Raw genomic sequence first — 18,436 nt, 5'->3', positions numbered from 1 at the left:
CCATAACAGCCGCATATTTTGCGCATATATTTACAACCAAACGAGAAATTTGCGCTCTCCTTACCTATATTATTTAGCGATTTAATATACTATATATTAATATAGTTGAATATAAAAAAATAACAAAAGAACTAACATATGATAACCCATACGAACATTATTATTTTAGGCTCTGGCCCTGCTGGAACTAGCGCAGCTATATATTGCGGGCGTGCAATGCATAAAACGTTATTATTTTCTGGTCCACAGCCAGGCGGACAGTTAACCTTAACATCAGACATAGAAAATTATCCAGGGGTTATACCGCCTATGGATGGCTATAGTTTAGTACAGGTCATGCTTGAGCAAGCCATAAAAGCAGGAGCTCAAATTATTAACGACCAAATAATAGAAGTAGATTTATTACACAGGCCTTTTAAATTAATATCCGATTCTCAAAAACAATATAGTTGCGATGCTTTAATAATAGCTACAGGCTCCAAAGCAAAGTGGTTAGGCCTTGAGAGTGAAGAAAAGTATCGCGCTGGAGGAGTATCTAGCTGCGCTATATGCGATGGTTCTTTTTACAAAAACAAACAAGTAGTTGTGATAGGAGGGGGGAATAGCGCATTAGAAGAAGCCTTATATTTAGCAAAAATAGCCTCAAAGGTTGTTATAATACATAGAAGAGAGTATTTTACTGCAGAGCGCTTACTGCAAGAACGCGTGTTTGCCACATCAAATATAACAATATTATGGCAACACCGAGTAGAAGAAATCCTGGGCCAAAATTCCTTAGTAAATGCCGTTCGCTTATATAATATAAAGCTAGCAGAAACACAAATAATTTCTACAGACGCAGTATTTATAGCTATAGGTCACGAGCCACAAAGCAGTTTATTCAAAAACCAATTAAATTTATATGAAGACAGCTATATAAAAACAGAACCTGGCTCTACCCAAACCAACATTCCTGGCGTATTTGCGGCAGGAGATGTAGCTGACGTTAAATTTCGTCAGGCTATTACAGCTGCGGGTAGCGGTTGCATGGCTGCTATAGAGGCTGACAAATTTCTTTCGGTTAAATAATACAGGAACCGCCATGGCTTATCCATTAGACTGGGACAAATTAAGAGTCTTTCATGCTTGTGCCGCTGCTGGCTCATTTACTAATGCCGCTAAAATTTTAAATATAACACAATCTGCAATCTCCAGACAAATTAGCACATTAGAACAAGACATCAATATCCAACTCTTCGCTCGCCACGCACGTGGCCTGATTCTAACAGAGCAAGGCGAAGTGCTGTATAAAATGACTAAAAATGTAATCAATCAACTAGAAGATGTACAAAGTATATTATTAGACATAAAAGGTAAACCAAAAGGGCTTTTGCGCGTTACTACCCCTTTTGGTCTAGGCGCAAACTGGCTAATAAATAAAATACCAGAATTTCAAAAATTGTATCAAGACATACAGGTTGAAATAAAATTAGATGATGCGGAATTGGACCTAACTCGACGCCAAGCCGATTGTGCCATACGCCTATATCAACCCTTACAAGCCGATTTGATACAACGCCACCTTTTTACCGTCCGCTTACATGTCTATGCCTCCGTTGGTTATATAAAACAAAACGGCATACCACAAAATCTAAGCGATATCGGAAAGCATCAGATAGTTACTTATGGTGAAGGCGCCCCCCCCTATTTACAAGGACTAAATTGGCTTGAGCGGGTTACCGCGACGCAAAAACCAAGATTACAAGTCAACAATCTTTTAGCTATCAAAACGGCCGTAAAAAATGACCTAGGATTGGCCGTTTTACCAGATTATATGATAAATGATAATGATGAACTTATCATGATTTTTCCTGATACCTCTAATATACCTCCTTTGCCCACCTATTTTTGTTATCATAAAGCTTTAAAAAACTCCGCAAGATTGCATGCTTTTAGCGAATTTCTATTTGCTAACACCAAAAATTGGCCCTAATAGTCTATGCATTTTTGCATAGCTGCTTTAACAAATAAGAAGTGGTAAAAATTAAATATTAGTGTATTATAACAGTTACTTAAGTGATTATGTTTTTCTTACATGTTCTTGAGTGTTCCCCTCTTAAGGTATATCTCCTTTTTTACCGCACTTAATTTATTTAGTGCGGTTTTTTTTTGCGCTAAGCTAAACGTTGGAACCTAAAGCGGCTAACTATCATTGATTCCTCTAGCATCAACAAACCCGCTTGGCAGACCTAGAGATTTAAGTTATGTTAGTAAATAATGAATCTTTACTAGCGCCAAGCTAGAAAAAGACGAGGATTTAAGATGAAAAAAATCAAAGGAATTGTTTTGGGCCTAAGCGGATTAGCTTTGCCCTTGCTAACCGCACCGGCCTTCGCTGCAGGCCATGTAGCATACGCCACACGAGATGTCAATTTACGTGCAGGCCCAGGGGCCTATTATCGCGTTATAGATGTTATACCAGACGACGCAAAATTATGGGTAAATTATTGCCGCCATAGCTGGTGCAACGTAGAATACCGGCGTTGGCAAGGTTGGATGAGCGCTTATTATTTGGAATATCCAGACACAGCAGAACCTTCAAACACACATATTTATTTTGAGTTTGGCGACCCCGATATAGATGACGACATACCAGTGTGGCCACATTATAGGCACCATCACCATTATCAGCGAGACCATTTTTGGGAAGGCGGAATTAGAGCCTTACCCCCAGCCCCGCCACCTGCACCTAACCCAGATCCGTCGGACTCTAACGGCCCGCCAGAACCAAGCGGCCCTGAAGGACCACATTTTGAAGAACAAAATAAATAGCAGCTTGAGTAATATATGCAACCGATAGCCTCACAAACTCGCAAAAAGGCTGCAGATAAAACGCCGCTTACCCCTTCGGTAGCGGCGTTAGAACAACTAATAGTTGAGGATAGCCCATTATATAAAAATGGTAAAATATGGATACCGCATAGGCCAGTCCGGCCTGAAAAATCCCAAAGTGGTATTAAGTTAGAATTAATAAGCAATTATAAACCGGCGGGCGATCAACCTACGGCAATAAAACAATTAGTAACTGGCTTGCAAGACGGAGAAGCGACGCAAGTTCTGCTAGGAGTTACTGGCTCTGGCAAAACATTTACTATGGCGAATATAATTAGCCAAACTCAACGCCCAGCTCTAATTTTAGCGCCAAACAAAATTTTGGCCGCCCAGCTCTATGCCGAATTCAAAAGCTTTTTTCCTAATAACGCTGTAGAGTATTTTGTATCCTATTATGATTATTACCAACCCGAAGCTTATGTACCACGATCAGATACCTATATTGAAAAAGAATCTTCGGTTAATGAAGAAATAGACCGCATGCGCCACTCAGCCACGCGAGCGATTCTAGAGCGTGATGATGTAATAATAGTTTCCTCTGTCTCTTGTATATACGGCATTGGATCTGTTGAAACCTATAGCTCTATGAGCTTTAGCGTAGAAGTAGGCGATATCTTAGATCAAGCTGATTTTATAAAAAATCTGGTAGCACAACAATATAAAAGACAAGATTTAAATTTTATACGCGGAAGCTTTAGAGTAAGGGGCGATAGTATAGAGCTATTCCCAGCACATCTAGAAGACAGAGCTTGGCGATTTTCTATGTTTGGCGACGAAATAGAAAGCATCAATGAGTTTGACCCACTAACAGGTAAAAATACGCAAACATTAAGAAGCGTTAAAATATATGCAAATTCTCATTATGTTACGCCACGCCCAACGCTTACGCAAGCGATAAAAGGCATAAAGCAAGAATTACAGCTTAGATTAACAGAATTAACTGCTGCGAATAGACTGGTAGAGGCGCAAAGGCTGCAGCAACGCACAAATTTTGATCTGGAAATGCTGGTAGCAACAGGTTCTTGCCCTGGTATCGAAAATTATTCAAGATATCTAACAGGACGCGCACCTGGAGAACCGCCGCCAACGCTATTCGAATATGTCCCTGAAACTGCTATTTTATTTATAGATGAAAGCCACGTTAGCATACCGCAAATTGGTGCTATGTATAAGGGAGATTTTCGCCGCAAAACTACATTGGCCGAATTCGGTTTTCGTCTGCCTTCTTGCATAGATAATAGACCTTTGCGGTTTGAAGAATGGAATGCGATGCGTCCACAGACAATTGCTGTCTCAGCTACACCGAAAGAATGGGAGCTAAACCAAGCAGAGGGTATAATAGCAGAACAAGTTATACGTCCCACAGGTTTAGTAGATCCTATTATAGAAATACGGCCAGCGAAAACACAAGTGGACGACGTAATAGACGAGATCCTGCAAACCAATAAGAAAAATTACCGTAGCCTAATAACTGTACTTACAAAAAGAATGGCCGAAGATTTAACAGAATATCTTTACGAGAAATCTATTAAGGTAAGGTATTTGCATTCAGACATAGATACACTAGAGCGGATCGAAATAATCAGAGATTTACGCCGCGGGGTTTTTGATGTGTTAATCGGTATAAACCTTTTAAGAGAAGGGTTAGATATACCCGAATGCGGGTTAGTAGCGGTGCTAGACGCTGATAAAGAAGGGTTTTTACGATCTGAAACCTCGCTAATTCAAACAATAGGACGTGCTGCCAGAAATATCGATGGGCATGTAATATTTTATGCAGATCAAATAACTGGCTCCATGCAAAGAGCGATAGAAGAAACAGAACGCCGCAGAGCAAAACAAATAGCCTATAATAAGGACCACAACATAATACCCCAGACGGTACAAAATAATCTCACAGAAAATTTTGGCGTCGACTCAACACAAACTACAAATGACAAAATAGCCAGTACAAATATTCTACAGGGCCCGGCTTTAGCAAAACATCTCAACAATCTACAAAAAGCCATGGACCAAGCTGCCGCTTCACTGAACTTTGAAGAAGCTGCAAAAATTAGAGATGAAATTAAAAACTTAAAAGAAGCAGAGCTAGGAATATTTACAGAAACCACTAATAAGATAATAAATAACAGCCCAACAAGTACTATACGCTTACGAAAAAATAAAAAAACTGGGCGTCCAAAAGCCTAACGCTTATTGTAATACTACATAAACTATTACTTACTTAGCCCAGCGCAATAAAAATGGGTTACTATGCCGCACCTCTGCTAGAGAAAAATCTGGACCATGGCCACTTAATACCAAAACATCATCATGCAATGGTAAAATTTGCGTTTGGATAGAATGCTTAAGCTCAGTCTGATTCGAAAAAGGCAAATCTGTTCTACCAACCGAATTTTGGAACAAAACATCGCCGCTTATTAAGAGATTATGCTCAGCACTATAAAAAGCCACATGCCCCGGTGAGTGGCCAGGCAAATGCATAACGGTAAAAGCTACTTTACCTACCGACACCTCATCACCTGCCTTTAACCAAACATCAGGAAAACAGTCCCGTACATCAACAAAAAAAGCATATTTTTTAGCATATTCCGCTAAACCACTAAGCAACGCCTTATCAGCTATATGGGGCCCGATAATCTTTACATCAAGCCTCTCTGCAGCTTCGGTAGCTTGACCAGCATGGTCTATATGCCCATGAGTAATCCATATCTGTTCTACTTCTATACGACGCAGATCTATAATGGAAAATATGCGGTCTAACTCTGCACCAGGATCAATTAAAACAGCTTTTCTTGTAACTTTATCCCATAATATACGACAATTTTGCTCAAATGGCGTGATTATTATGGTCTCACAAATCAAACCAGGTGATAATTCTATTACATAATGCGACATATTTTTACCCCGGACTTATAAATAACAACAATTTCATGTTATATTAAACATAGGGCAAAAAGCAAGAGGCATGAATATGTATAGCGTACCAGTACATAACTTGAGCCATATTTTGGTTATAGATGACGATACACGCATTCGACAACTTTTAGGTCAATATTTACGGCAAAATAATTTTTTAGTAAGCGAAGCTTGCGACGCTGTGGAGGCAACACATAAACTTAAGCGCATAATTTTTGATCTACTTATTGTAGACATAATGATGCCTGGCCAAACTGGCATAGAATTTACCCAAACTTTACGCGAGCAGTATGATATGCCAGTTTTAATGCTAACAGCTTTGAGCACTACAAAAGAAAGAATACTGGGCCTGCAAGCTGGAGCAGATGATTATTTAGCTAAACCATTTGAACCACAAGAATTAGTTTTGCGCATACAAGCCATATTAAAACGCAGTAAACAACTGATAAACACACAGCAGGAAGTCATAGAACAAATAGTTTTTGGCCCATTTACTTTTTTTCTCAATAAAAAGCAGCTCTACAAAAATGGCCAATTAGTACGACTTACTTTAACAGAGCAACATATTTTATATTCTCTAGCAAAGAATCATAGCCATATAGTTTCGCGCCAACAGCTAATTGAGCAAAATAGCTCTATAAATGAAAGAACTATCGATGTACAAGTTACGCGCTTACGTAAGAAGATAGAATTAGATCATAAAAACCCTATTTGGATACAAACTATACGTGGCCTTGGCTATAAATTATTATTAGATGTCTATGCTAATTAAAAAAATTAAAAGATTTTTTTTCAAATATATGCCGCAGAGCTTATATATACGTACCGTAATATTGATTATAGCTCCTATGGTACTGCTACAATCGGTAATATCCTATGTTTTTATGGAACGGCATTGGCAAATGGTAACCGAACGCTTATCTACAGCTGTGGTTAACGATATTGCTTCTATAATAGATAGCATAGAGACCTACCCACAGCGTAATAATTATCAAGACATTATACGCATAGCTTCGCAGCGATTAGAGTTAAATATTGCGTTACTGCCACCAGCACCGCTACCTCCAGCAGGTCCGAAACCATTTTTTGCTATTTTAGATTATTTTTTAAGCAAACAAATCACCGAAAAGATAAAAAAACCCTTCTGGCTAGATACAATAGGCGATTCTAATCTAATAGAGATACGCATAAAGCTGAAGCATAATATTTTGCGAGTATTCGCTACTCGATCTCAGACATATGCATCCAACACAATTATATTTTTAAGCTGGATGATTGGAACGGCTTTAGTATTAATAATTATAGCCATTTATTTTTTACGCTTACAAATAAAGCCTATTCAACAATTGGCTATTGTCGCAGAAAAATTTGGTCGCGGTCAACATCTAAGCGGTTATTATCCAAAAGGAGCTAGCGAGGTGCGCAGGGCTGGATTGGCTTTCTTACGTATGCGCCAACGCATAGAAAGACAAATTGACCAAAAAACCATGATGCTTTCTGGTGTAAGTCATGATCTACGTACCATACTAACTCGGTTTAAGTTAGAGTTAGCGCTACTGTCACCTACCGTAAATACCCAAGCCCTAGAGCAAGATGTTATAGATATGACCAAAATGATAGATGGGTATCTAGCTTTTAGCAAAGGAGAAGGTAAAGAGGAATTATCGCCGTTTAGCTTAAAAAATTTAATAGAAAAATTAAATAAGGAAGCTTTGCTACATGGCTGCAAATTTCAAGCGACGATAAATTGCCCTGATATGATACTTGTACGCCCACGAAGCTTTACAAGATTAATTAATAATTTAATGTCAAACGCCTTTAAATATGCCACCTCAATAAAATTTTCAGCCAAGCCATCCGGCAAAAAACTACTTATACATATAGATGACAATGGGCCCGGCATACCAAGCCATCTACGCATACAAGTATTTAAACCATTTTTTAGAGTTGACGAAGCTAGGAATCAAAATACTAGCGGTACAGGCCTTGGCCTATCCATAGCTTTAGACATTGCTAGAAGCCACGGAGGCAACCTTATTCTTGCACAAAGCCCGCTAGGTGGATTACGTGCAACAATACATTTACCTTGTTAGCAATGGAAGTCAAAGCTTATTTTATTTACTACCAAGTTTTTCACACAAATCTTCAAGCTCAGCCAAACGTTTTTTTATTGCTGTATTTTCAAGAGCTAAATTTGTTACCATGGTTCTCAAGATTTCAAACTCATCGGCTTTAACTAAATCTAACTTAGAAACGGCCTTTTCAATTTGCGTAGAAAAAACCGTCTGTGCTTCTTTTCCTAGACCTTTAGCTGTGCTAGCAGCATCTGTAATTAAGGATGACAAATTATCTAATATACGATTTGTGTTCATTTTACTTCACTATTCCTTTATAATTTTACCCTATAATATATTTATATAACTACGCTGTATATAGAAAGCACTTTAGATGTTTGATTTTTTACCTATAAAAAAAACATTTACGTGGAATTTTCCGAATATCAACCCTATAGCCTTTTCTATCGGCCCCCTACATGTACATTGGTATGGACTGGGCTATCTGTTTGGTATTATCCTGGCCTTTTTCTATTGCAATAGCCTTATTAAGCGTTGTAATTTATGGGCACAAAACACGCCAGCTATAACCAGTGCTCAATTAAGCGACTTTATCATATGGGCTACGCTTGGGATAATAATAGGCGGAAGACTTGGTGAAGTTTTATTATGGAACCCTCATTATTATTGGCAGCATCCATCTGAAATTATCGCCATATGGCGCGGCGGCATGGCCTTTCATGGTGGCTTATTGGGCGTGTTAATAAGCGGCGCAATATTTGCTTATCGCAACAAAATAAATTATTTAGCATTATTTGACCTTATTTCAGCAGGAACACCATTGGGCTTAGGGCTGGTACGTATATGCAATTTCATAAATGGTGAATTATGGGGCAAAGTAACTAATGCCCCCTGGGGAATAATCTTTCCATCTGCTGGGCCTATGCCACGCCATCCGAGCCAGTTATATGAAGCCGCGTTAGAAGGCCCAATATTATTTACCATATTAGCAGTCAATATTTTTTGCTTTTTCAGCCTAAAAAAACCTGGTAAAACAGTCGGCATATTCACGGCTGGCTACGGATTAGCACGCATTTTTGCGGAAATATTTAGAGAGCCAGATACAGCACCAGTCTGGTTTAACACTTATTTAGCAAATGATATATTTTCCTATGGAATGTTTCTATCAATACCTATGGTAATCATAGGTATAATCTTAATAAGTCTTTCGCCCAAATAAATGAATACAGCTACAGCCTTAAAAAAAATTATTCAAGAAATAATTCATCAAACCGGCCCGTTAACTGTAGCTGAATATATGAATATCTGTCTTAGCCATGAAAAATATGGTTATTATAAAACTCAAAAAATCTTTGGCCAAACTGGCGATTTCACTACAGCTCCAGAAATAAGCCAAGTCTTTGGTGAATTACTAGCTATATGGTTGTTAACAGCATGGCAGCAACAAAATAGCCCAAAAAAGTTTATTTTATGCGAAGCTGGCCCAGGGCGCGGCACATTAATGTATGATTTATTACGAACTATAACAAAACTCAACCCGCAAATGCTAGATTGCGCTACAATCATATTAATAGAAAACAGTCCACAACTAATTCAACAGCAAAAAGCAAAATTATTTGAATTTTTAAATGTAGGAATTAATATCCATTGGCAAACAAATATAAACAACTTAAACGCCGAGCCACTATTTTTTATTGCAAATGAATTTTTAGATGCGCTACCAATTCAACAATATATCTATAGCTCAGCTAAATTTTATGAACGAAAGATCACCATAAATAAAAATAACAATTTTATCTTCATCAATGATAAATCCCATATCATACTAAACCATATAGACAAAAATCTAAAAAATTACCATTATAATTTGCCCTATGGCAGCGTCATAGAGCTCTCTCCTTCACGCGAAAACTTTATAAAAACCATAGCACAACATATAACAGCCTACGGAGGCGTAGCCTTATTTATAGATTATGGCGAAATTATCCCAGCTCACGGGGATACTTTGCAAGCTATGCAAAAGCACCAATATGTCAACTTATTTCAAGCACCAGGAGAAGCCGATTTAACCTCGCACGTAGATTTTTATAGCTTGGCCAAAACTGCAAATTTGCATGGATGCAATAGCTATGGCACTAGTCAAGGAAAGCTACTAAATGCCCTAGGGGCTACACAAAGAGCTGTTAAATTAACTCAGCAACAATCAGACGCCAAGGTCTTAGAAATTACAAATGCTATAGACAGACTTATCAGCCCTAAATACATGGGTAAGCTATTTAAAGTACTCGCATTGTCCCCTAGGCTTCACTTACCACCAATTTTTACGCAGGAGCAAAAATTATGAGTTATATAGCCGCAAGCCATCCTTATTATATATCATCTGACTTTGCCGAAGCTACCGCAAAAATAGAACATTATTTTTTTACATACCAACCAAATAATAGTATGAGCGAAACGCGCTTAGCTATCGCTCAACAAATCAATTTAAAATTCGAAAGATTGATTTTTGCACAACAAATACATTCAGCTAAAGTTGCGGTGATAAATGAAAGCAATTACAAAAACAAAATTCAAGCCGACGCTATGGTCAGTAATAATAGTGGCTTTGGCCTAGCTATTATAACAGCTGACTGCACCCCTATTTTGCTAGCAGATAGCCACAAAAATGTCATAGGAGCTATTCATGCAGGTTGGCGGGGCGCCATCGCTGGTATAATAGAAACTACTATAGAGCAAATGCTGCTATTAGGCGCAAAAAAAGAAAATATAACCGCAATAATCGGCCCAACTATTTCACAAAAAAATTATGAAGTAGACGCTGAATTCAAACAAAATTTCTTAGCCCAAAACGAAAATAACACCAAATATTTTATTCCCAAAAGCAATAAATATTTATTTGACTTAGAGCGCTATAATTTAGATTGCTTAAAACATGCACAAATAAAAGCATTTAGTTTACAGCTCTGCACTTACGAAAATGCAGAGCATTTTTCTTCTTATCGCAGGGCAACACATTTAGGTACAGAAAATACGGGCAGGCAATTGTCAGTTATAAGCTTAAAATAGCTTGCAATATTTCTACAAAATGCTTAACAATAGCTTTTAGCATACTATCTGTTATTAAGAGGCAAAAAATGAAATTATTCTGCGGCAATTCTAATCATACATTGGCAGAACAAGTAGCGAAATATTTAGATATTCCCATAGGAAAAGCAAGTGTTAAAAGATTTGGCGATCAGGAAATATTTGTAGAAATACAAGAGAGTGTACGCGGCGCAGATATCTTTATTCTACAATCCACCTCTTTTCCTACTAATGATCATATTATGGAATTATTGATTATGATAGATGCTTTTCGCCGCTCTTCAGCACGGCGCATCACGGCGGTTATACCGTATTTTGGCTATGCCAGGCAAGACCGAAAGCCAGCTGCTCGCACACCAATTTCTGCTAAATTAGTAGCTAATTTAATTACACAATCCGGAGCTCATCGCGTGTTAACAGTTGATCTACATGCAGGACAAATTCAAGGCTTTTTTGATATACCAACAGATAATTTATTTGCTATACCCAATATCGTACAAGATATAAAAAATAATTATCCTTTGAATAATTTATTAGTAGTCTCCCCAGACGTCGGAGGTGTGGTGCGTGCCCGCTCGCTAGCTAAACGACTTAATTGCTTATTAGCAATTGTTGATAAGCGACGTGAGCGCCCTGGGGATTCAGAGGTTATGAATATTATCGGAGATGTAAAAGGCAAAGATTGCATATTATTAGACGATATAGTGGACTCAGGCGGAACTTTATGCAATGCTGCTGAGGCTCTACTAGATATAGGCGCCAATAGTGTTACCGCCTATATAACACACGGAGTTCTTTCTGGTAACGCAGTAGAACGCATAAGCAATTCAAAATTACGAGAGCTAGTTATTACGGATTCTATAATGGCAACCGAAGCGACAAAAGCTGCAAAAAATATTCGCGTTATTTCCATAGCAGATCTCCTAGGTGAAGCAATAGCGCGAACAGCAACCGAACGCTCTGTATCTTCGCTTTTTGGTTAGCTCACACATAAAGATAAAAGTTTCACCTTGCATAAAATTATAGATTGCTTTATATTGGGTGTTCCGCGTGGACACCCTTGGAGGCACCGCGGAAATATAATGATTATTGCTTCCTCTTCACAATCTTGAAAGGATTTTACATGGGTAAGAGTTATACACTTACAGCAGCATTGCGCAATAGAGTTGGTAAGGGGTCCTCTCGTGCGCTACGCAAAAACAAACAAATACCAGCTGTAATATATGGAAATAAAGAAGAACCTTTAGCCATTGCCATATCTTATAAAGAAATATTTTACAAAATACATGCGGGTGGGTTCTTGACCACTATAGCTAATATTAGCTTAGACGGTAAAGAAATTCAAGTTTTGCCAAAAGCATATCAACTTGACCCTGTGCGCGATTTTCCTGTTCATGTCGATTTTTTACGGATCAGCGCTAATTCTATGGTCAATATAAACCTACCAGTGCATTTTATTAATGAAGATAATTGCCCGGGTATTAAACGCGGTGGAGTATTAAATATTGTACATCACGAAATAGAATGCTCAGTATTGGCAAAAGCTATACCAGAGGCTATAACTGTAGATTTAAGTGGCTATGAAATAGGTAGCTCTATTCACCTATCCCAAATTAAGCTACCAGATGGCGTAGAAGTACTATCACAAGAAGAAGATTTGACCGTAGCAACAATTTCTGCACCGTCAGGCACAACTAGTGAAGGCGAAGCAGAAAGCAACGTATAATCAATACTAATAAATTAGGGCAGCTCAATTGAAACTGTCCTAATTTTATCATAGCAAAGAATCAGGTTATGGCGAAACAACCTATAATAATTGTAGGTCTAGGAAATCCTGGTGATAGATATCGCTATACACGACATAATATCGGCTTTTTGACTATTGAAACATTAGCCAGCTTGCACAATGCTATAGGCTTTAGTAAAAAATTTAATTCTTATATTAGTGAAGTCAATATAAATTCTACAAAAGCTATTTTGGTAAAACCAGCTACTTATATGAATCTTTCTGGCATAGCTATAGCTGAAATTATTAGATTTTATAAGCTTTCATTAGATTCTTTGCTAGTTATCCATGACGATCTTGACCTCATGCCATTTCAGCTGCGTTACAAAAAAGGCGGAGGGAATGGGGGGCATAATGGATTAAAATCCATAGACAGCCATTTTGGACAAAATTATAAAAGGCTAAAAATCGGCATCGGGCGGCCAGAGCATAAGGAAGAAGTCGCTAACTATGTTTTAAGTAATTTCTCAAAAACAGAGCAAAATTACCTATCTGATTTTTTGCCAAAGCTGGTGCAGATTATGCCAGAATTATTAACTTCTGACGCGCCTAACGAAATTTTAAATAAACTAAATTTAAGCGATAAACTATAGATTCTGCCGCAGCAAAAAACCGCGGCAGAATCTTAACCAAAATAGGTAAATTATTTTCCTATCAATGTTGGTTGGGCATCCATCAAAATTGGCGCATCCATTATTGAAGTATTTTCTTGATGGCCAACAAAACCGCTATCACTATGCGAAATCACAACCACTTTAGTACCAACATTTACTCGGCTATATAAATCAATCACATCCTGATTCAACATTCTTATACACCCGCTAGACATAGCCTGGCCTATCGACCAAGCTTCGTGAGAACCATGGATACGAAAATGCGTATCAGAACCATTTTTAAACAAATATAGGGCCCGTGCTCCGAGTGGATTATCCACACCAGGGGCCAGTCCTTTTTCCATATTGCCATAGCGATCTGGATTTCGCTGCATCATTTCTCTTGTTGGGGTCCAATGTGGCCAAGTTTTCTTAACCCCAATTATAGCCGCGCCAGTAAAGGCCAGACCAGCCTTTCCTACACCAACACCATAACGCAAAGCTTTGCCACCTGACTGCACTAAATATAAAAAACGCTTTTGAGTGTCAATTATAATGGTACCAGGCTGATAATTTGTAGGATAATCTACAATTTGACGCCAATATTTTTTATTTATCGCCGCTATATTTATAGCTGGCAACGTGTATGGCCCCTCCACAATAGGTCCATACATAGCCCTTACGTCATCCGGTACAAAAACTCTGAACTGTTTTTTTACTGGCATACCATCATCATCTAAGGTAACCGTATTAGCACTAACACAACCAGATAAAATAATGGCTGCGCCTAACACAAGCAAGTTACTTATAAACTTTAACAATTTCATTTTCCTCAACATACTCTCTCCAACAAACAAATATAATAAACTTTTTAAATTAATTAAGTATAGATTATATATATGACGCTATACGAATTTAGCAAATAGATTTGCAATTACAAAAAAAACCTATTATCTTACATTACATATTTTAATTAAGGAAAAAATAATCATGGGCTTTAAATGTGGCATCGTAGGGCTCCCTAATGTTGGCAAATCAACACTGTTTAACGCCTTAACCAAAACAGCAGCAGCACAAGCAGCCAATTATCCCTTTTGTACCATAGAACCGAATATCGGCAAGGTAGCGGTGAATGATGTGCGTTTGCAAAAAATTGCTACTTTAGCTGGTTCAAAAGAAATTATCCCGACATGCATAGATTTTGTAGATATAGCAGGGTTGGTACGCGGTGCCTCAAAGGGTGAAGGGTTAGGCAACCAATTTTTGGCGAATATCCGAGAAATGGACGCGATTATCCATGTACTGCGCTGTTTCGAAGACAAAGATATCACACATGTAGAAGAGCGCATTGACCCAGTGCGTGATGCAGAAATAGTTGAAACTGAACTTATGCTTTCCGATATGGAAAGCTTGGAGCGCCGGTTAAACAATGCAAAAAAAAAGGCTAACGTAAAAGATCCAGCTTTAGTTGCCGTGCTAAATATAATGGAAAAAGCCTTAAAAATATTACAAGACGGCCACCCCACCCGCATGTTAAATGCTACGCTCGATCAAGAGCAAAAAGATAATTTGCAACAACTGAATCTGCTAACAACTAAGCCTATTTTATATGTATGCAATACAAATGAGATAGATGCCTCTGTGGGCAATGAATATACTAAAGCTGTTGAAGTTTTTGCTAAAGAACAAAAGACAAAATCAGTAATAATCTCTGCCGCTATTGAAGCGGAATTGGCCCAGCTTAGCGAAGAAGAGGCAAATGAATACCTGAATAGTATCGGATTACAAGAACCAGGCCTAGACAAATTGATTAGAAATGGCTACGAGTTACTAGATCTAATTACCTATTTTACTTGTGGGCCAAAGGAAACTAGAGCCTGGACCATTAAAAGAGGCACAAAGGCACCACAGGCTGCGGCCGTAATTCACTCCGACTTCGAACGGGGATTCATAAGAGCAAATACTATACATTTGGAAGATTTTTTAACTTTGGGCGGCGAGCAAGCCGCAAAAGAAGCAGGCAAAGCGCGCGATGAAGGAAAAGAATATGTAGTGCAAGACGGCGACATATTGCACTTTAAACATAATACCTAAACCTTAACATCGCGCTCTCCAGCTGCATGCAGCTAAAGTAGAATAGCTATAATACCGAAACAAAAGCCCGTTTATTGGCTTTTACTGTAAATAGCACGGCACCCTCTTTTAAAGCAAATAATGTATGATCTTTCCCCATACCTACATTTTGGCCCGCGTGCCATTTAGTACCCCGTTGCCGTATAATTATATTGCCTGGAATTACCTTTTCACCACCAAATTTCTTTACCCCAAGTCGCTTCGACTCGGAATCGCGCCCGTTACGTGACGAACCACCAGCTTTTTTCGTTGCCATATCTTAATTTCCTTCTAAATTATGCTTTAGGTAAAGTAATATCTGCAATACGAACAAATGTAAGCGATTGGCGATGTCCGCGAGTTCTTTTAGAATTTTGACGACGGCGCTTTTTAAAAGCAATAACCTTACGAGCCCTTGCTTGCTCGACGATCTTAGCTTTAACCGAGGCACCCTTAACAAAAGGAGCGCCAAAAGTAACATTCCCATCAGATGATACCAATAACACCTCAGAAAACTCTATTACATCATCTAGTTGGCCATCTAATTTTTCAACTTTTATTAAATCATTTGCAGCAACTTTATATTGCTTACCGCCTGTTTTAATGACTGCGAACATCTTCTCCACCGTTCCTTCAGGTCCACCTCCAACAAAAATGCTGGAACGCCTGACTTTTTATCAGCCTCAATAATTAAGCAAAGCTCATAGGCCTCGCCACTTAATTCTTAGATTTATAAAGCCTATCATAGGTAAAAGTCAAGCATTTTTTATAAAACACTTGACTTTTTAAGCATATAATATTTAGTTAGTAGCGTTGGTTACGGAGAGATGGCTGAGTGGTTGAAAGCACCGCACTCGAAATGCGGCATAGGGGCAACTCTATCGGGGGTTCAAATCCCTCTCTCTCCGCCAAGCTATGCAACCTTATCTAAAATTAGATGGCCACCAACTTGTCTATGCCACAATTGCGCATATAGTCCGTCTTTCGCTAACAACTGCTCATGCGTGCCATCTTCTACAATTTCACCTGCATCCATAACGATTAATCGATCCATTTGAGCTATGGTAGATAATCGGTGGGCTATTGCCAAAACGGTTTTGCCTTGCATTAAACGGTCAAGATTTTGCTGTATCTCAGCTTCCGCATGCGAGTCAAGAGCAGAAGTTGCTTCGTCTAAAACTAGAATCGGCGCATCTTTTAGGATCAGACGCGAAATAGCTATTCTTTGTCTTTGTCCGCCAGAAAGCTTTGCTCCTCTTTCGCCAACCAAAGCATCAAAACCATTATTACCTTTATGATCTTCCAGGCTCTGTATGAAATCAAGAGCGTCAGCATCTTTTGCCGCTTGCAACATTTCTAATTCATTCGCCGTTGGCTTGCCATACATTATATTTTCGCGTAGACTTCTATGTAGCAAAGACGTGTCTTGTGAAACCATTGCTATATTAGCTCGCAAGCTTTCTTGCGTCACATCTGCTATATTTTGGCCATCAATAAAAATACCACCATTTTCTGCATTATAGAAACGTAGCAATAAATTTACCAAGGTGGATTTACCAGAGCCAGATCGGCCAACTATACCAACTCTTTGCCCTGCTTCAATCTTTAGATTGAAGTTTTTAAACAAAGTGCGATTTTCGGTATAGTTAAAATTTACCGATTTAAACTCTATGTCACCCTTAGTAACTTTTAGTGTTGCAGCTCCAGGCTTATCTTCAATAAGACGATCCCTAGCAATAGTTCTCATACCATCTTCGACTATACCAAGATTTTCAAATAATGCAGACATTTCCCACATCAACCATTGAGACATACCATTTAAACGCAAGGCAAGCCCTGTTGCTGAAGCTACGGCACCAACTAGTACAATATGCTTTTGCCATAATAATAAACCAACCGCTCCCACAAAAAAGAGCAATAAGCAATTTAGGAAATAAATGCCAATAGAAAATTGAGAAATCAATCTCATCTGGTTATTCACACCGTTACTATATTGGGACATACCAGCTTTTGCATAAGCTTCTTCGCGTGCGTTATGCGAAAACAATTTGACAATAGATATATTAGTATAAGCATCTACTATACGGCCAGCCATCATAGCACTAGCATCAGCCTGTTTTTCCGAAGCAACTCGCAAACGAGGTATGAAGTAACACAACAGACTTATATAGGCTAGCAACCAACCAGCAAAAGGTAGCATTAAACGTAAATCTGCTGCTGCTGCCAAAATTAGCGTACCGCTGAAATATACTATAACATAGTTTAATACATCAAAAAGTTTCATTACAGTTTCACGCACTGCCAAAGATGTTTGCATGATCTTAGCGCAAATACGACCAGAAGATTCATTCTGGAAATACGACAACGATTGACTAAGCAAATAACGATGGATAGACCATCTTATACGCATAGGATAATTCCCCATCAAAGTTTGATGAATTATCATATTTTGTATAGCAACAATTGCTGGCAAAATAATCAAAATTAGCAGCCCGATTAATAGCAACTGATATATATGCGTAGAAAAGAAATTTTCTGGCGAGCTAGTAGATACCCAATCCACTATATGACCAAGAAAGCCAAATAGCGACACCTCTGCAACCGCTATAAACGCCGTGCAAATTGACATAAGCACCAGCCACTTCCACATGCCTTTGGTATAGTGCAGGCAGAAGTTAACTAAACTATCTTTAGGTTTTTCAACCGGATTTTGCGGAAACGGATCTATCCGCTGTTCAAACCATGAAAACATGTGAATACCTCTTAGAAAGTATAACAAGCCTAAAGCTCGACTATACCAAAACAACTAAATTGTAAAAAATATTTAAGCGCCAAATTGTATAACAACTATTCCCTGTGGTGGGAAAACAGAGTTACTAAGCACATAAGATTAAAGCATTCCTAATTTATACCACAAATTAAGGAAAGAAACCAGGGGGTATTTATGCTATTTTATTCTAGCAGCTATTAAAATGCGAATAGGTGCAATAAGACTT

Annotated in this window: 18 protein-coding genes, 1 tRNA gene and 1 pseudogene; 14 read left to right on the top strand and 6 right to left on the bottom strand. The window is 38.4% G+C overall.

All coding sequences use genetic code 11. The features are described from left to right. Positions 1–138 precede the first annotated feature (138 nt). The 4 genes from trxB to uvrB all read left to right on the top strand — a co-directional run bounded on the left by trxB (position 139) and on the right by uvrB (position 5,061). Entirely contained in the window at positions 139–1,068 is a 930-nt protein-coding gene (trxB, locus tag QVL57_RS04255) for a thioredoxin-disulfide reductase (protein WP_290075989.1), read from the top strand. Between the two features lie 13 nt (positions 1,069–1,081). Next, positions 1,082–1,972: a LysR family transcriptional regulator gene (locus QVL57_RS04250; protein ID WP_290075988.1), complete on the top strand. Its 891-nt coding sequence runs from the start codon at positions 1,082–1,084 to the stop codon at positions 1,970–1,972. A gap of 329 nt (positions 1,973–2,301) precedes the next feature. Then, a complete protein-coding gene (locus QVL57_RS04245; protein WP_290075986.1) occupies positions 2,302–2,811 on the top strand; it encodes a hypothetical protein in 510 nt (169 codons plus the stop codon). 15 nt (positions 2,812–2,826) lie between these two features. Then, the gene (gene uvrB, locus QVL57_RS04240; protein ID WP_354669848.1) at positions 2,827–5,061 is read left to right on the top strand and encodes an excinuclease ABC subunit UvrB; all 2,235 of its coding nucleotides are present in this window, start codon (positions 2,827–2,829) and stop codon (positions 5,059–5,061) included. Between the two features lie 30 nt (positions 5,062–5,091). Here uvrB and QVL57_RS04235 read toward each other — a convergent pair whose 3' ends face one another. Then, entirely contained in the window at positions 5,092–5,769 is a 678-nt protein-coding gene (locus QVL57_RS04235) for an MBL fold metallo-hydrolase (protein WP_290075984.1), read from the bottom strand. Between the two features lie 70 nt (positions 5,770–5,839). Between QVL57_RS04235 and QVL57_RS04230 the strand changes: the two genes are divergently transcribed. After that, positions 5,840–6,562 (top strand): response regulator transcription factor, encoded by a 723-nt coding sequence (locus QVL57_RS04230; RefSeq protein WP_290075982.1) that lies wholly within the window; start codon positions 5,840–5,842, stop codon positions 6,560–6,562. Beyond that, the gene (locus QVL57_RS04225) at positions 6,546–7,883 is read left to right on the top strand and encodes an ATP-binding protein (RefSeq protein ID WP_290075981.1); all 1,338 of its coding nucleotides are present in this window, start codon (positions 6,546–6,548) and stop codon (positions 7,881–7,883) included. The genes QVL57_RS04230 and QVL57_RS04225 overlap by 17 nt, the downstream gene beginning before the upstream one ends. Positions 7,884–7,904: 21 nt before the next feature. Here the strand turns inward: QVL57_RS04225 and QVL57_RS04220 are convergent, their stop codons facing one another. After that, positions 7,905–8,162 carry an accessory factor UbiK family protein gene (locus QVL57_RS04220; RefSeq protein ID WP_290075980.1) on the bottom strand — a complete coding sequence of 86 codons (258 nt, stop codon included), beginning with the start codon at positions 8,160–8,162 and terminating at the stop codon, positions 7,905–7,907. A 76-nt stretch (positions 8,163–8,238) separates the two neighbouring features. Here QVL57_RS04220 and lgt point away from each other — a divergent pair, with 76 nt between their 5' ends. The 6 genes from lgt (at position 8,239) to pth (ending at position 13,328) form a co-directional block, all read left to right on the top strand. Further along, positions 8,239–9,084: a prolipoprotein diacylglyceryl transferase gene (gene lgt / locus QVL57_RS04215; RefSeq protein ID WP_290075978.1), complete on the top strand. Its 846-nt coding sequence runs from the start codon at positions 8,239–8,241 to the stop codon at positions 9,082–9,084. Continuing rightward, positions 9,085–10,209 (top strand): SAM-dependent methyltransferase, encoded by a 1,125-nt coding sequence (locus QVL57_RS04210; protein WP_290075976.1) that lies wholly within the window; start codon positions 9,085–9,087, stop codon positions 10,207–10,209. After that, positions 10,206–10,931, top strand: a complete 726-nt coding sequence (pgeF, locus tag QVL57_RS04205; RefSeq protein ID WP_290075975.1) for a peptidoglycan editing factor PgeF — start codon at positions 10,206–10,208, stop codon at positions 10,929–10,931. Before QVL57_RS04210 ends, pgeF begins: the two co-directional genes overlap by 4 nt. 68 nt (positions 10,932–10,999) lie before the next feature. Next, positions 11,000–11,932 (top strand): ribose-phosphate pyrophosphokinase, encoded by a 933-nt coding sequence (locus QVL57_RS04200; protein WP_290075974.1) that lies wholly within the window; start codon positions 11,000–11,002, stop codon positions 11,930–11,932. 140 nt (positions 11,933–12,072) lie between these two features. Then, complete coding sequence (locus QVL57_RS04195) at positions 12,073–12,675, top strand: 50S ribosomal protein L25/general stress protein Ctc (RefSeq protein ID WP_290075972.1); 603 nt, start codon at positions 12,073–12,075, stop codon at positions 12,673–12,675. Between the two features lie 68 nt (positions 12,676–12,743). Next, entirely contained in the window at positions 12,744–13,328 is a 585-nt protein-coding gene (pth, locus tag QVL57_RS04190; protein ID WP_290075970.1) for an aminoacyl-tRNA hydrolase, read from the top strand. A gap of 50 nt (positions 13,329–13,378) precedes the next feature. Here pth and QVL57_RS04185 read toward each other — a convergent pair whose 3' ends face one another. Next, a complete protein-coding gene (locus tag QVL57_RS04185; RefSeq protein ID WP_290075968.1) occupies positions 13,379–14,167 on the bottom strand; it encodes a L,D-transpeptidase in 789 nt (262 codons plus the stop codon). A gap of 151 nt (positions 14,168–14,318) precedes the next feature. Between QVL57_RS04185 and ychF the strand changes: the two genes are divergently transcribed. Next, entirely contained in the window at positions 14,319–15,422 is a 1,104-nt protein-coding gene (ychF, locus tag QVL57_RS04180; RefSeq protein WP_290075965.1) for a redox-regulated ATPase YchF, read from the top strand. Positions 15,423–15,468: 46 nt separating this feature from the next. Here ychF and rpmA read toward each other — a convergent pair whose 3' ends face one another. After that, entirely contained in the window at positions 15,469–15,717 is a 249-nt protein-coding gene (gene rpmA / locus QVL57_RS04175) for a 50S ribosomal protein L27 (RefSeq protein ID WP_290075963.1), read from the bottom strand. 37 nt (positions 15,718–15,754) lie between these two features. Then, positions 15,755–16,057 (bottom strand): annotated as a pseudogene (gene rplU, locus QVL57_RS04170) (50S ribosomal protein L21); the annotation flags it as partial. A 204-nt stretch (positions 16,058–16,261) separates the two neighbouring features. Between rplU and QVL57_RS04165 the strand changes: the two are divergent. Beyond that, positions 16,262–16,351: transfer RNA gene (locus QVL57_RS04165), tRNA-Ser, on the top strand. 2 nt (positions 16,352–16,353) lie between these two features. Here the strand turns inward: QVL57_RS04165 and QVL57_RS04160 are convergent. Next, entirely contained in the window at positions 16,354–18,192 is a 1,839-nt protein-coding gene (locus QVL57_RS04160; protein ID WP_290075961.1) for an ABC transporter ATP-binding protein, read from the bottom strand. Positions 18,193–18,436 lie beyond the last annotated feature (244 nt).

The sequence above is a fragment of the Bartonella sp. TP genome, assembly GCF_030406085.1.
Taxonomy (GTDB): domain Bacteria; phylum Pseudomonadota; class Alphaproteobacteria; order Rhizobiales; family Rhizobiaceae; genus CALTWN01.
This window is presented reverse-complemented; position numbering and strand designations above follow the sequence as displayed.